The following is a 13,417-nucleotide window of genomic DNA, read 5'->3' as shown; positions in this document are numbered from 1 at the left end:
GCCCAGAAAATATTAATGGACTTATATAACTTTATCCTAGGTATAATCTTCCTTTTAGTTGGGATAATTCTCATCTTGATTGACAAACGGACAAGTCCTAAAGAAGGTAAGTGGCTCACCTATGGAAATGTAAAGTATAAGTTCGGAATTTTATTTTCTGTTGGAGCAGGAGTAATTTACATCATTTCAGCCTTTTAAAAACATAAAACCGTTCTGATTTATAGCTGTTTTCCCCAAAATACGCGCAAAACGATTAACGGGCTTATTTGCGTTTTCGGCGTGTTTTTCCGAAATAAGGCCAAAAACAGATGGATAAGAATTGACTGAACTTCGGGAAAGCTGATTAGCGGCTCTTTTCCTGAAATCAGGCCAAAAACAGAAAGAAGAAATGCGCGTGGCAACCGCTAAAGAACAACGCCATACAACAACGCATAAACGTCACCATCGGCCGACGGCCCTCGGCGTCGTTTATACCAGACGTTAGCATCAATTAGAATTATAGAATGAGATTTTTCTTAATAATAATTATTTTCTCCATAGGTCTAACTTTCAACTCTTGTATGTTTAAGGTGCCATCAGAATTAAAGCAAGGATTTAAATATTGCTATGATGGAAGAAATACTGGTTTGGACACCTTATTAAATATAAAAGGGTATTATACTATGAGATCAATAAGAGGCTTTTATCCACTAAAGCCAAACAAAGCCTATTACAGCTCAAATAACATTTATAATCGGAATTATGATTATAATACCATCAAGAACATTGATACATCTAATATTTATTTACTGCTTTATCCAGATGGCACATTTTTATTCAATTTTTTCCCAAGCCACCATCAGGAAAACATAAATAATTACTTTAAACAAATTATAGAAACTACCAATAAAAGAGAAAAAAATATTTTTTATAAGGCTTACCGTTGGGGGAGTTATATTGTTTCTAATGATACGATTAAAGCTCAATGGTTCAATATACCAAGGAGTTTAAATGATCATTGGTATGGTGGAGAAATTTGGTTCAAAATTATATCAACTAATGAGATACAGGAAATTGACCATCCAAAAAGTTCGGAGTTAAAAGAAAAAGCAAAAAAGGAAGGAATTGCCACGTTTAAATCGCTTCCAGCAAAATTCACCCCAGTAGAAGTATTACCAACCCCTGATGCTAAACTTAAAGAAGAGGATTGGTTTTGGTGCAAACCTAGGGATCTAAAAGAAACTAAAAGTCGCTAACCACACCTATACGGCAGCTACGCCGCCGCATAGCCCATTACGTTAGGTCTAATTTTAAATATTTAATAAATGAAGTTAATAATTTTGCTTTTCCTGCCAATAAGCTGGCTATTAGGATTGAATGAATGTTCTTCGTTAAAAACGGGAGTTTTCAAAATGGTTACTACAGTTGAAGACTCTTCTCCAATTACGACTATAATTGAAAGAACTGGTGATTTTCAGTACGAACGGATTAAAGAACTGGGACTTGAAATAAAATATAAAGTTGAATGGATAGATGAATGCACCTACAAACTTGTTTGGGTTAAAACAATAAGAGATGGAAATAGTATTGGATATCCCACCAACCAAATTATAACAAACACAATCACAAAAGTGACACACGATTATTACATGATTTCCTCCATTTCAAATTTATCCAAGGAAAATTTTGAGGGAAGAGTTGAAATAGTAAAAAGGTAAACGAAAACAAATAACAAGCTGTTTTCGGGCTCAATTTTGAAAATCAGGCCAAAAACAGAAAAAGCCGTGCGGTCTTTGCAAAGATAAAACTAGACCTAACAACACCTAAACGTCATCTCCAGCCGACGGCTATCGCCGTCGTTTAGCTTAGTCCGTTAGCACAAATGAAAACCATAAAATGAAAAAGGGCTTACTTTATCTGGTGCTCATCTTTTCTACTTCCTGTGCTGAAAACAAGAATAATTCCTCTTTCAAGGCAAATGAAACCCTCGTTGAGAACAGAGAGGCTTCACCTCTGATAGATTTAAAAGAAAAGTTTAAATATCCAGGACTGAAGAGCTTTGAAATTGATACATTCAACTGGGACACAAGAATAGGTAAATATCAGGAACTGGATAGCAGTACATTTAAGCTGGTTTGGCAGGATGGTAAGCGGAACTTTGTCGGGCAAGGCTATGACAGAGATTACTTTTACTCTTGGCAGAAAAGAAACCCAGAATTAATTGAATTTACGATTCTGACTCAGGACGAGAGTAGCTCTTGTGATTTGCTACATTACTGCATTTACGATAAGAATGGAAAAGCAATTAACAGTTTCATAGTCGCAGCAAGCTGCGGTGACGGTGGTTGGGGGAATAAGACCACTGGCAAGTTTATAACAGAAAACATCTACGAACAGATAAGTATTGATTTGAACACCGAAATCGTAGATTCTGAGAACACTAAATTTAGCACAGAAGGGGATTCAACCGTCACGCATTTCACTATAGCGAAAGACGGTAAAGTGACAGAGAAGGAAATTTCAAAGTCCCTCATCAGGGAAGAAGAATAAAAATCACTTGTGCTAACATGATGCATAAGCCATGCTACGGCCGACGGCCTCGCACGCTTTTTATACCAACCGTTGTATGGTATTGATAAATATAAAATGAAAGAAGCTTTATTACTTTTCTTTTGCTGTTTCACCCTTTCTTGCTCCTTTGCCCAGGACGGAGAAAAAAGAACAACACTTGGATTAGACTTCTCAAAAAAGGAACTGGCTGAAGCGCTCAAGAACACCGATAAGACACAGATACTTGTAGATAAGGTAATAAAAGACAAACCTACAGCAATCAACGTAGCAGAAGCAATACTGTTCAGCATCTATGGTAAAGAGAACATAGTGAAACAGCGACCTTATGAAAGTTACCTTATTGACGGCTACTGGTTAATCAACGGGACTTTGCCACAAGGCTGGGTTGGCGGCACATTCCTAATAATCATAAACTCGACAAACGGAAAAGTCATCAAACTCACGCACGGGAAATAAGACTTCTGTAATCGGCGTTTCTGACCTGATTTTAGAAAAACAGGTCAGAAACAAAAAAAAAATGCGCGTGGCAGGCGTAAAAGAACAACACCATACAACAACAGCTAAACGTCATCTCGGCCGACGGCCTTCGCCGTCGTTTAGCCCAGCCGTTAGCATTAAATTAGAAATATGAATCAGTTTTTTGCCTTTGTACTACTTATAGTCTCTGTTATCCCTTTACGGGTTCCAGAACCAAGTAATGAACTACTGATTGACTCAGAATACAAAGGGAATATTGCCGTATATGACCAACCAAGTGGAAAGGTAATTGCAACGGTTAAGCAGAACTTTGAAGAAGGGGATTTTATGGTTCTTACCGCCACAAAGCAAAACACCGATTTCCTGTATGGAACATTAGAATACTCGATTTCTGGTAAACAGGTAAAGGGCTGGATTAAGAAAGACAAGTTTATCGGTATCTATGCGAGAAACTATGAAGCAGGAAAGCAATTAAGCCTTTATGCAGAACCAAGGAAATCTTCAAAGATTAGCTCGACAATACAGGAATACGACAACAGATTATTTCAAGTAACATCAATCAATAAAGGCTGGGCATATGTTAAAGTTGAGTTCAAGGGCAAAATTAAGCAAGGCTGGCTCGCTCCTGACATGCAATGTGCAAATGTATATACATCCTGTAATTAAAAGGAAGATCTACGGCTAACATTGTATAAACGCCAGCATCAGCCGACGGCCTCCGCCGCCGTTTAGCCTAACCGTTGAGCGGTATTAATTAGATGAAATTATTGATTCCTTATATCTAATGAAAATCATTAATTTAATAACAGGTGCATTATTGTTAGGTATTATAAGTTGTACTCAGGTACAAGAGAAAATCAGCCTACAAGAGGAAGATGCCAAAATCAAAGCCATGTTAAAAGGTTTTTATACCTTTTATATTACAGAAATGGCTAGTAGCAATGATTTAAAATTATCTGGGGAAAGATTAGATTCCATTGCAAGAAAACATAGTACAGTTGCTCTCTATAATAAGATTCCTGAAATAATTAAAGCTACTGACTCTGACCCTTATCTATATGCTCAAGATAGTAACATAGATTGTTTAAAAACTTTAACCATTGTTAAAGATCCTAGAAATGATAACCGATACGTCGTATCTTATACCGATATTTATAGTGACCCCAAAACTGATTTCAAAATTTATTTAGGTGTAATCAAAGAGAACAATGAATACAAGATAAATTCAATTGAATACAAATAATTTTCATAGGACATTTTTTTGTTAAACTTTGCAGCTTTATTAAAATAGAAAGTAAAAAGCATAACAGCGCCCTACAAATTAAAAAGCCATACTTCGGCTAAGCCTCGTTTTCCTTTTATACAAACCGTAGGACATTTTAAAAATGAAAAATTGAGATATTTAGTCATTCTATTATTCAGTGTTGCTTTATTCAGCTGCGACCCTGTACACAACCTGACGTTGAATAATCAATCAGGCAATGCGATAGAAGTGCTTTATCGACCAAGCCTTGACGATATTCCAACTGACGGCATACAAATTGAAAAGGAAGAAATTCAAGGACAACAGCTGGATAAGATAACCTTAGACTCGGCTGAAATATTAAGAATTGGTAGAGTTACGGCAATGTATACACCGACAGCAGACGACGTTGAACTTGATTATTTAGAAATAAGGAATGGTCAAGATACTATTCGGCTGACAGGAAAAAGAGCAATACTCTCAACTATACAGAAAATAGAAAGCCTGGACTGGAGGCTTGTAGTAAAATAGAAAAACGCTTTACAACAACGTGTAAACTCCAACACTGAAATGAGAGACTAGATTCAAATACACATGTAAAAGTGTCCGACATAGGTCCGAACCAAAACAAAAAGCCCTGTAAGATTTTAACTTACAGGGCTTTCTACATTTCAGCGGAGAGGGGGGGATTCGAACCCCCGATACCGTTTCCAGTATACACACTTTCCAGGCGTGCTCATTCGACCACTCTGACACCTCTCCGTGGTCCTTAATTTTCGGAATGCAAAGAAAGGGAGAAGTATTGGCTTTTGCAAATATTCCCCTCACTTTGTACAAACTATCTGGAGGTCATCTCCCCTCGTAGATCGGTTTGCAGTACTTCGGCTATTTTTTCTTTAGATAGATTCTGTGCCAGCACAAACATCAATTTGGTGACCGCTGCCTCAGTACTAAGATCATAGCCGCCTACTACGCCCATCTCTTTCAGGTACATACTGGTTTCGTACTGACCTTGGTGCACCTCGCCTTCCTCACACTGCGATACGTTCAGAATAGTGATGCCGCGGTCGATGGCTTCCCTCAGCAGAGCCAGGAACCAAGGGTACGTGGGTGCGTTACCGGCCCCAAAGGTTTCCAGTACCACTCCTTTCAATCCTTCCGCTTCCAGAATCGCTTTGATAAGGGTGGGGCTGATACCCGGAAACAGTTTGATGATAGCTACCTGGCTTTCCAGTTCCTGGTACACGTGCAAAGGCCTGGTGGGCGCGGGGAGAATTGCCGGCGGGTTGTACTCAATGTCAATGCCTGCCTTGGCAAGTTGCGGGTATTTACCGGAGTGAAAAGCGTTGAAGTGCCGGCTTTCTACTTTCGTAGACCTGTTCCCACGCAGCAGCACGGTATTAAAGAAGATGCTTACCTCGGGCACCAGGGTTTTGCCCATGCGGTGGGCAGAGGCAATTTCCAGGGCGGTGATCAGGTTACGGCGGGCATCGGTTCGCATTCTGCCAATGGGCACCTGGGCACCGGTGAAAATGACGGGTTTCTCCAGGTTCTCCAGCAAAAAGCTCAGGGCCGAGGCGCTGTAGGCCATGGTATCGGTTCCGTGCAGGATCACAAAGCCATCATATTCCTGGTAATTCACCTGGATGATCTGAGCCAGCCTGATCCAATGGTCCACGCCCACGTTGGAGGAATCAATGGGCGGGTCCTGGCTAAGCACGGTGAGCATCACCTTGAACTGCCGCATCTCGGGAACGCGATGAATTACTTCACTAAAATCAAAGGGCACCAAATGCTGGTCCTCTTTGTCAGAGACCATGCCAATGGTACCACCCGTGTAAATAAGCAAAATGGAAGCCTCTGGATCACGTGGGGCTGCCGTATTGATATTTACCTTTAAAAACTTCATAACATCAGGCAAAGAGGTTTCTGGCGTTGGCGGTGGTCACCTCGGCAACCTCATCTAAAGTGAGTGATTTAACTTCTGCGATCTTCTGCGCCACAAAAGGAAGATATGAGGGCTCGTTCCGTTTCCCGCGCTTGGGTACTGGTGCAAGATACGGACTGTCTGTTTCTAATACTATGTGTTTTAGGTCTATTGCCCGTAAAACAGGCTCCAAACCGCCGTTCTTGAAAGTACTTACGCCGCCAATGCCCAATAGAAAGTTCTGGTCTATAGCCGCTTGGGCTTCTTCTACTGTTCCGGAAAAACAATGGAAAATTCCGCGCAGAGAACCGTCCTGCTGCTCTTTGATAATCTGCAGCGTATCCTGGAAAGCATCACGGGTATGAAGCACAATAGGAATCTGGTGGTTTTTGGCCCAACCGCACTGAATACGCAGGGCTTCCTGCTGCTCTGGTACAAAGGTTTTGTCCCAGTAATAATCCAGGCCAGCCTCCCCTACTCCTTTGAAAGTTCTTTTCTCAAACCATTGTTCTAATTGAGACAGCACCTCACGGTAGTCCTGAAACACATGGCAGGGGTGCAGTCCCAGCAGAGAATGACACCAGGGGTGCCGCTGCTCAAGTTGGAACATGGCCTCCAAAGAAGCCAGGTCAATGTTGGGCATGTAAATCTCGGCCACCTGGGCGGCCTGGGCCCGCTGCAGCATTTCCTCAACGTCCTGGCTGAACTCCGGGGAGAAAACGTGCGCGTGCGAATCTATGTAGTGCATGTACTTGAAAACTAAACCTGAACTGTTTTAAGGCTGTTTTTGGGAAACTACGCCTAAAACGACAAAGATAATTCAATTCCCGGCCATTCTGGTTAATAAAGCCTCCCCTTCCACCTGATCTTGAATGGCAGAAAAAAGAAAACGATCAATACTAAGGAAGAAACCAGAAGGTAGATCTCAAGCCAAAGCAGGTCAAGCCAATTGGTTTTCCGGTTCACCCGTTTAAGGCACAAATGCACAAACAGGCTTTGGAGCAGCAATTTGGCTACGAAAACCCCTCCCGCCACAGATAAAGAAGTATGGAGAAATAGCGGAAGCCAGACGGGATAGTACGAAGAGTGAATCACAAACAGCAAGAGCATGTACCAGGGCAGATGTACTGAACCGCGCATCCAGCGGCGGCGCTGGTTAAGAAAGGTAAGCACATCTGGAGCCGGAGCCGATAGAGCCAGCACTTGCGGCCCGTACACGTTGGTGGAGGAATATCCTTTAGAAATAATTTCTTTGAACAGCTGCACATCCTCTGTGATAGAGAACGGAATGCACTCAAACCCTCCTACTTCTTTATACGCCCGCCGGGTAACCAGCATGTTGTTTCCCATGGTTGAGACTGGAACCTGTCTGTCTGCCACCACTTGCATGAGGCCCAGGTTATAGAACCAGTCCAGGGTTTGCAGGCGGTCAAACAACCTGGTTCCGGTAGTGGTGGTGATTCCGGTGACAATTCCGGTTGTGGGCCTTACCTGTCGTAACATGGTTTGTACCCACTGCGGGGGCACTTCAATATCGGCATCGGTAATGAAAAAGTACTCAGAGGTAGCCAGGCCGGCAAGTTGGGCCAGCACGTTGGCTTTCCCTTTGGTGGAGGGCAAATCCTGGGTAATGGCAACGCAGTTTATGTACGGGTGGCTTTGGCTGAACTGAGAAACCAATAGCCGGGTGTTGTCGGTAGATCGGTCATCCCCTACCAGTACCTCCAGCTTCTCTTTGGGATAAGCTAACCGGCTGATAGCCTCCAGGCAGTTAAGGATGTTCTTTTCTTCGTTGCGGGCGGCAACCAGGATACTGACTTTGGGGAAGTCCTGCAGCTCGGGCATCTGGGCCGGTCTCCTGAACCACCATAGCAGCAGCAAGACCACAAACAAACTGAAATACAGGAAAAGAAATCCTACGGAAAAGAGCATTCGCTACAGGGTTTTGAAGGAGTAACCCAAGGTAGAGAAATGCTGGAGAAGCCGGGGAAGCAAAAATCTGAGATTACGCTCTGCCTTTAAGCTGTCATGCATTACCACCACACTGCCGGGCTTGGTTACCTGAATGGCTTTGGCCAGGCATTTTTCAGGCGAGAGCGTGGCGTCAAAATCATAAGTGAGGCTGCTCCACATCACTACTTGGTACTCTGCTGAAAGGGTACGCAAGTAACTCCAGTTCAGTTGGCCGTGCGGCGGTCTGAAGAGCTTGGTACCATGCGTTTCTGCCCCAACCTGCCTTAAAGCCGACTGGCATTGCTCTACTTGCATCAGGTAGGTTTGGGTGGGAAGTTGGTAGGCTTTTACGTGCTGATGCGTATGGTTTGCCAGCTTGTGCCCCTCCGCCAAGGCCTGCTTTGCAATCTCAGGGTACCGCTCCAGGTTCTCGCCTACGCAGAAAAAAGTGGCCTTGGCATTGTACCTGGCAAGTTGCTCCAGCACAAACGGAGTCACCTCCGGAATTGGTCCATCATCAAAGGTGAGGAAAATGGTTTTGTCTTTGACCGGCCTCCTCCACCAAACCTTGGGGAACAGCCATGGCAAAACGGGTGGGGTTTTGTGGAAGCGCATTGGTTCTTAACGCGGATTGTTAACCTGGTTTCTGCCTGCTATTTACTCTTTTCCAAGCTTTAGCCTTACAGATGCAGTGCATGCTGCGGTCTTATACTTCTGTTTTACCTCCTGTTCTCCAAAACCAGGCCTAAAACAACCAGCAAAACGGGAAGCAAAGACGAAAGCTGCAAAGCCTTTTCACTGCACCTGTTTTGGGCTTGTTTTATTTAAACCGGCAGGAAAGCAGGGTGATGTCATCGGCGAACGAGGCTCCGTTGCTATAGGCATTGATCTCATGCAGCAGTTGCCGGTGGATGTTCATGGAACTTACGTAGCGGCAGTTTTGCAGCACCTTGATAGTATTTTCAAGCCCAAACTCGTCTTCGTCCTGGTTAAACACCTCGGTTAACCCATCGGTGTAGCAGAACACAAAGGAATTGTGCGGCACGTGGATTTTGGTCACATTCAGGAACGGTAACTCATCAAAGATACCCAGCATGGTGCACCCTTCTTCCAGCAGACGGTAGGTGTTGTTCTCGTACAGAAGAATAGAAGCGTTATGCCCCGCATTCACGTAGCTGAGTTCACGGGTGGCCCGGTTGTAGATGCCTAAAAAGCAGGTGATGAACTTCTCGGCGATGGCGTTGCGGTAGATGAGATCGTTCAGTTCGCTTACGATGGTGCTGAGGTTATTGGTCTGCCGCAGGATGGTACGCAAGCCAGCCTGAAAGTTGGACATCAGCAGCGAGGCCGGAACCCCTTTACCCGATACATCGGCCACGCAGAACAGGAACTGCTCTTTGTCAATGGCAATGTAGTCATAGTAATCGCCGCCGATGGAAGAGTGCGGGATGTACGTGGCGTACACAGAGAAGTCTTTGTTGTTGGGCAGCGACTTGGGGAAGAGCATGTTCTGCACCTCGCGGGCAATCTCAATCTCCTTGCGCATGGCTTCCTGGGCCAACCGGTTACGCTCTAACCGGCGGTTTTCCATGGCCACCAGAATGATGTTACTCAAGGTCTGCACAAAACTAAGTGCCCCCAGGGTGGTGTAATAGGCATTCACGTTCCCGATCATGACAAACGCCAGAATGCGGTTGTTGTGCATGATAGGAATGACGGTTTCAAAATCCTGCCACCGGCGGTCAACGTCTATGCTGGCCAGCGAGGTGATCTCTCTCAGCTCGGTGATGGCCGAGGGAAGCTCAATCTCCCTGAAGTTATGGTCGGTGCCAAAGCAGACTTTACACTCCCACTTCTCATCCAACAGGAACAAAGACAGACGCCTGATGTTCAACTGCGCCAGCAACGTGAAATGGTAGATTTTATAAAGAGCCTCTTCAGGAAGGTTGTTATTGATAGCCTTGGTGATTTCCAACAGGGCAGCCAACTCCAACTTTTTCAGGTTCAATTCCTGCTCAACTGTAGGAAATTTCAGTTCAGTCATTTGGTTCAATATTATCCGCTTCCCGGGTAAAGTCGCTCTTTCCTGGTGGGGTGAGTGGCTTTGGCAAGAAAGCACAGGTGATGCAAAGTTACTAAAAATAGGCTCCGCTTGCGGCAGTATAAATCCTAGATTTCTAGCCCGGGAATACGCAATTATGCGGTTTCAGGTAAGCTTCTATAGTGGGTTGAAACTCAGCAGGAAACCACCCTGGCAACTGCCTCTTAAGGTATAAAGTTACCGGGAGTTATGCGTAAGGAGTCCCTCCTTGGTTGCCAGGAAATAATAGGCATGGCCTTCTTTTTCAAAATGCTCCGGGTCATAAGGCACCTCGGTGTCTTGGTCGGGGTAAAGGCATTTGATGTAGTTCATGCTGATCAAGCCCCGTAAAGCCTCGCGGAGCGCTGGTTCAGGCAAGCTTAGTTTTTCCTGTAATTCCTCAAAAGAAGACACAAAATAGAGCTCGTCTAATATGTCAAATTCTTGGTCTGTCATGCAGTTTTCAGTTGGCGTCCCTTCCATTGGTAACGGCCCGTTAAGCCTAAAACCGAGGTTAGCACTATATAGGGTACGTACACCAGTTGTAGCAACCAGATGAGCGAAAGTAATTTCTTTTTACCAAAAAAGCGTAGCACCTGAAACAAAAGTAAGGCATCTGCGCCCAGTTTCAGGCCAATCACCAACAGAAAATACCACCACGACCAGGTTCCTCCTACGGCTTTCGCCAGGGCTGTTAAGACAAATACGTTTGCCGCCAAAACCAGTAAGGCCAGCAGTTGCGAACTGCTGGAGGTGTAGTGCTTCCATTTGCTGGCCCACCTGATCCGCTGCTGGAAAAAAGTGGAGAGGGCCTGGGCGGCCGGCGTACTGACGATGGCTTCTTTTGCCTTCAAAAACGAGATTTTACCCGGAAAACGCTGGTGCATTTTGTGGAGCAGGAACTCATCATCTCCAGAAGGAATCTGTTTATTTCCTTCAAAGCCGTTTACCTCGTAGAACGCTTCTTTCTCATACGCCAGGTTGGCTCCGTTACACATGGTTGGTTTTTGCAGGGCAATGGAAGCCGCTCCCATCCCAATCAGCGCTGAGAACTCCAGGGCCTGTAATTGCTGCCAGATGGTTTTTGTGGGCGCGTACATCACCGGGCCGCTCACCATCTTGGCCTGTGTCTGGTACCGGATGTGGTTGAATGAGGAAAGCCACAGAGGGGAAACCCTACAGTCGCCATCGGTGCAGATAATCCAATCGCCTTTGGCATGGTTGATCCCGGTTTCAAGGGCCGCTTTTTTTTGCCTCTTTCCAGGAAAAGTGCTCAAAAACAGAAGCCGAAGATTCAAGGCGCTTTTCTCCTGAAACTGCTTTACCAAGTGCGGGGTGCTATCCTCAGAATAATCATCCACTACTATCACCTCATAGTGAGTGGTTGGGTATTGCTGGTTCTCTAAATCCTGCAGCAGGTGCAGAATATTCTCTGCTTCGTTGCGTACCGGGATGATGACCGTGAAGAAAACCGGCGGAATGTCCATGGCGGGCCGGGTGACCGGAAGCGTACGCCACGCACTACGGGCTTTTAGCACCACCCAGGCATAGGCAGCCACCACTAAAAAGGCCAGCAATTGCATCACTGGGAGTTGGAAAGTTTAAGCGGGAGCACAAAAATCAGCCCAATGGCGCTTGGCAGGGCAATGTTCAGCGTCCATAAAGAAAGGCTGGCCCCCAGTACCAACAGCGGGTCCTGCCCCATCAGCCCGAAGAAGTGCATGGCCGAAAGTTCCCGCATACCAATATCTGCCAGGGCGTTGATAGACGGCACCACAGATTTCATCAGAAACGTACCGGCTACGCCCCAGACGTATTCCGGCAGGGTTAAATGGATACCGAAGGCCCAGAGCAGGGCAATGAATTGCCCCATGAACACCAGGTACCTGGCCAGGGAAATCAACAACACGTTTCTGAGCTCTTCTGGAGAATACTTTCCTATCACGGCAAAATAGTGGACCCACCTTCTAAGAAAACTAACCCGCTCCAATAACCCGATGGCCCACTGGAAACTGAACAGCAGTGCCAAAGCCCAGCCGTTCACCAAGAGCAAAGCCGCCGCAATGGAGAGCCCCACCGGTGACGCTAACGGCAGGTAATACTTGAACACAAAGTACCCTATGGCTCCTGAGCCCACCAACAGCGTGGCGAACAACTGGCACAGGCGGCCCAGCAGAATAGCGCCAATGGCATCGGCGCGGTCTTCTTTGTGCATGGTCAGGATGCGGCCGGCGTAATCACCCACTCGGTTAGGCGTGACAAAGCCCAGCGTGAGCCCCACCAAAACGGCCCGGTAGGCCTCCAGGTAAGAGAAGGTTTCTATTTTTTTGGAAAGGTATTGCCACTTAGAGGCTTCAATGCCCCAGTTTACGGGCAACAAGGCGGCCGCCACAAACAAAGCAACTCCGTTAGTTTCCCAGATCTGGCGCAGCGTAGCCCAGGAAAACATGCTGTTCTCACTGGCTTCCAGAATAGAAAGGCGTAGGTAATTGAGCGTTAATCCAAAAACAACCAATTTTCCTGCTACCACCAAAAGGCGCCGCGATATCAGGAGTTTGCCTGATTGTTTGTATTTTTGTACTTCATGATTCATTCAACCGCAGTTCTTCCCAATAATAAGTTAATCTTAGGCGTAGACCCGGGCACCAACGTTATGGGCTATGGCCTGTTGGAGGTGAACGGTTCTAAAATAACGGTTCTTCAGTACGGAGTTCTTCAACTGAAAAGTTACTCCAACCATGCCGTTAAGCTTAAGAAAATTTATGATAGCACCCTTCGCCTCATCACAGAATACCTCCCCGATGAAATGGCGATAGAGGCTCCGTTCTACGGCAGCAACGTGCAGTCTATGTTAAAGTTGGGTCGGGCCCAGGGAGTAGCCATTGCCGCTGCCTTGTCCCGCGATATCCCCTTTGTGGAATACGCCCCAAAGAAAATAAAACAATCTGTGACCGGCAACGGAAACGCCTCCAAAGAGCAGGTGGCGGCCATGTTACTTCAGATCCTGAAGATCAAGGAAGCCCCTAAATTCTTGGATGCCACCGATGCCCTGGCCGTGGCCCTCTGCCACCACTACTCGCAGGGCGCCAACCAGAAAGCCGGCGGAAAATCCTGGAAAGCCTTCCTGCAGGAAAACCCAGACCGGATGGCCAAGTAAGCTATTTGTTCATTGCTGGTTGCTGATGGT

16 protein-coding genes and 1 tRNA gene are annotated in these 13,417 nt (G+C 45.6%); 8 read left to right on the top strand and 9 right to left on the bottom strand.

Annotated features, from left to right (window positions below; translation table 11 throughout):
• Positions 1-569 precede the first annotated feature (569 nt).
• The 7 genes from JT719_RS00215 to JT719_RS00185 all read left to right on the top strand — a co-directional run bounded on the left by JT719_RS00215 (position 570) and on the right by JT719_RS00185 (position 4,801).
• The gene (locus JT719_RS00215) at positions 570-1,235 is read left to right on the top strand and encodes a hypothetical protein (RefSeq protein WP_207429923.1); all 666 of its coding nucleotides are present in this window, start codon (positions 570-572) and stop codon (positions 1,233-1,235) included.
• Positions 1,236-1,304: 69 nt separating this feature from the next.
• Positions 1,305-1,697 (top strand): hypothetical protein, encoded by a 393-nt coding sequence (locus tag JT719_RS00210; RefSeq protein ID WP_207429921.1) that lies wholly within the window; start codon positions 1,305-1,307, stop codon positions 1,695-1,697.
• Positions 1,698-1,875: 178 nt separating this feature from the next.
• Positions 1,876-2,529: a hypothetical protein gene (locus JT719_RS00205; protein WP_207429919.1), complete on the top strand. Its 654-nt coding sequence runs from the start codon at positions 1,876-1,878 to the stop codon at positions 2,527-2,529.
• Positions 2,530-2,625: 96 nt separating this feature from the next.
• Entirely contained in the window at positions 2,626-3,006 is a 381-nt protein-coding gene (locus tag JT719_RS00200) for a YbbC/YhhH family protein (RefSeq protein WP_207429917.1), read from the top strand.
• Positions 3,007-3,177: 171 nt separating this feature from the next.
• Complete coding sequence (locus JT719_RS00195; protein ID WP_207429915.1) at positions 3,178-3,693, top strand: hypothetical protein; 516 nt, start codon at positions 3,178-3,180, stop codon at positions 3,691-3,693.
• Positions 3,694-3,811: 118 nt separating this feature from the next.
• The gene (locus JT719_RS00190; RefSeq protein WP_207429913.1) at positions 3,812-4,270 is read left to right on the top strand and encodes a YqhG/Tai3 family protein; all 459 of its coding nucleotides are present in this window, start codon (positions 3,812-3,814) and stop codon (positions 4,268-4,270) included.
• Between the two features lie 150 nt (positions 4,271-4,420).
• The gene (locus JT719_RS00185; RefSeq protein WP_207429910.1) at positions 4,421-4,801 is read left to right on the top strand and encodes a hypothetical protein; all 381 of its coding nucleotides are present in this window, start codon (positions 4,421-4,423) and stop codon (positions 4,799-4,801) included.
• Positions 4,802-4,945: 144 nt separating this feature from the next.
• On the opposite strand, the gene JT719_RS00180 is transcribed toward JT719_RS00185, so the two are convergent.
• The 9 genes from JT719_RS00180 to JT719_RS00140 form a co-directional block, all read right to left on the bottom strand.
• Positions 4,946-5,032, bottom strand: a tRNA-Ser gene (locus tag JT719_RS00180).
• Positions 5,033-5,108: 76 nt separating this feature from the next.
• Positions 5,109-6,179 carry an asparaginase gene (locus JT719_RS00175; protein ID WP_207429908.1) on the bottom strand — a complete coding sequence of 357 codons (1,071 nt, stop codon included), beginning with the start codon at positions 6,177-6,179 and terminating at the stop codon, positions 5,109-5,111.
• Positions 6,180-6,183: 4 nt separating this feature from the next.
• Positions 6,184-6,945, bottom strand: a complete 762-nt coding sequence (locus JT719_RS00170; protein WP_207429906.1) for a TatD family hydrolase — start codon at positions 6,943-6,945, stop codon at positions 6,184-6,186.
• A gap of 92 nt (positions 6,946-7,037) precedes the next feature.
• A complete protein-coding gene (locus JT719_RS00165; protein WP_207429904.1) occupies positions 7,038-8,129 on the bottom strand; it encodes a glycosyltransferase in 1,092 nt (363 codons plus the stop codon).
• A 3-nt stretch (positions 8,130-8,132) separates the two neighbouring features.
• A complete protein-coding gene (locus tag JT719_RS00160; RefSeq protein WP_207429902.1) occupies positions 8,133-8,765 on the bottom strand; it encodes a polysaccharide deacetylase family protein in 633 nt (210 codons plus the stop codon).
• Positions 8,766-8,970: 205 nt separating this feature from the next.
• Positions 8,971-10,194, bottom strand: coding sequence for a PP2C family protein-serine/threonine phosphatase (locus JT719_RS00155; RefSeq protein WP_207429900.1), 1,224 nt, complete (start codon positions 10,192-10,194; stop codon positions 8,971-8,973).
• Between the two features lie 234 nt (positions 10,195-10,428).
• Positions 10,429-10,686: a hypothetical protein gene (locus tag JT719_RS00150; RefSeq protein WP_207429898.1), complete on the bottom strand. Its 258-nt coding sequence runs from the start codon at positions 10,684-10,686 to the stop codon at positions 10,429-10,431.
• Entirely contained in the window at positions 10,683-11,813 is a 1,131-nt protein-coding gene (locus JT719_RS00145) for a glycosyltransferase family 2 protein (protein ID WP_242693148.1), read from the bottom strand. Before JT719_RS00145 ends, JT719_RS00150 begins: the two co-directional genes overlap by 4 nt.
• Complete coding sequence (locus tag JT719_RS00140; protein ID WP_207429894.1) at positions 11,813-12,823, bottom strand: lysylphosphatidylglycerol synthase domain-containing protein; 1,011 nt, start codon at positions 12,821-12,823, stop codon at positions 11,813-11,815. Before JT719_RS00140 ends, JT719_RS00145 begins: the two co-directional genes overlap by 1 nt.
• On the opposite strand from JT719_RS00140, the gene ruvC reads away from it, so the two are divergent.
• The gene (gene ruvC / locus JT719_RS00135; RefSeq protein WP_207429892.1) at positions 12,815-13,387 is read left to right on the top strand and encodes a crossover junction endodeoxyribonuclease RuvC; all 573 of its coding nucleotides are present in this window, start codon (positions 12,815-12,817) and stop codon (positions 13,385-13,387) included. The genes JT719_RS00140 and ruvC overlap by 9 nt on opposite strands.
• The last annotated feature ends 30 nt before the right edge of the window (positions 13,388-13,417 follow it).

Source organism: Sabulibacter ruber (assembly GCF_017355955.1).
Classification (GTDB): domain Bacteria; phylum Bacteroidota; class Bacteroidia; order Cytophagales; family Hymenobacteraceae; genus Nibribacter; species Nibribacter ruber_A.
The sequence above is the reverse complement of the archived record's forward strand: the minus strand, read 5'-3'. Positions and strand labels throughout refer to the sequence as shown.

Bases quoted from the DNA above. Each gene is read 5' to 3' on its own strand.
- JT719_RS00205 (WP_207429919.1), top strand. From the start codon at position 1,876: ATGAAAAAGGGCTTACTTTATCTGGTGCTCATCTTTTCTACTTCCTGT.
- JT719_RS00210 (WP_207429921.1), top strand. From the start codon at position 1,305: ATGAAGTTAATAATTTTGCTTTTCCTGCCAATAAGCTGGCTATTAGGA.
- JT719_RS00190 (WP_207429913.1), top strand. From the start codon at position 3,812: ATGAAAATCATTAATTTAATAACAGGTGCATTATTGTTAGGTATTATA.
- JT719_RS00195 (WP_207429915.1), top strand. From the start codon at position 3,178: ATGAATCAGTTTTTTGCCTTTGTACTACTTATAGTCTCTGTTATCCCT.
- JT719_RS00160 (WP_207429902.1), bottom strand. From the start codon at position 8,765: ATGCGCTTCCACAAAACCCCACCCGTTTTGCCATGGCTGTTCCCCAAG.
- JT719_RS00200 (WP_207429917.1), top strand. From the start codon at position 2,626: ATGAAAGAAGCTTTATTACTTTTCTTTTGCTGTTTCACCCTTTCTTGC.
- JT719_RS00175 (WP_207429908.1), bottom strand. From the start codon at position 6,179: ATGAAGTTTTTAAAGGTAAATATCAATACGGCAGCCCCACGTGATCCA.
- JT719_RS00155 (WP_207429900.1), bottom strand. From the start codon at position 10,194: ATGACTGAACTGAAATTTCCTACAGTTGAGCAGGAATTGAACCTGAAA.
- JT719_RS00170 (WP_207429906.1), bottom strand. From the start codon at position 6,945: ATGCACTACATAGATTCGCACGCGCACGTTTTCTCCCCGGAGTTCAGC.
- JT719_RS00165 (WP_207429904.1), bottom strand. From the start codon at position 8,129: ATGCTCTTTTCCGTAGGATTTCTTTTCCTGTATTTCAGTTTGTTTGTG.
- JT719_RS00140 (WP_207429894.1), bottom strand. From the start codon at position 12,823: ATGAATCATGAAGTACAAAAATACAAACAATCAGGCAAACTCCTGATA.
- ruvC (WP_207429892.1), top strand. From the start codon at position 12,815: ATGATTCATTCAACCGCAGTTCTTCCCAATAATAAGTTAATCTTAGGC.
- JT719_RS00145 (WP_242693148.1), bottom strand. From the start codon at position 11,813: ATGCAATTGCTGGCCTTTTTAGTGGTGGCTGCCTATGCCTGGGTGGTG.
- JT719_RS00150 (WP_207429898.1), bottom strand. From the start codon at position 10,686: ATGACAGACCAAGAATTTGACATATTAGACGAGCTCTATTTTGTGTCT.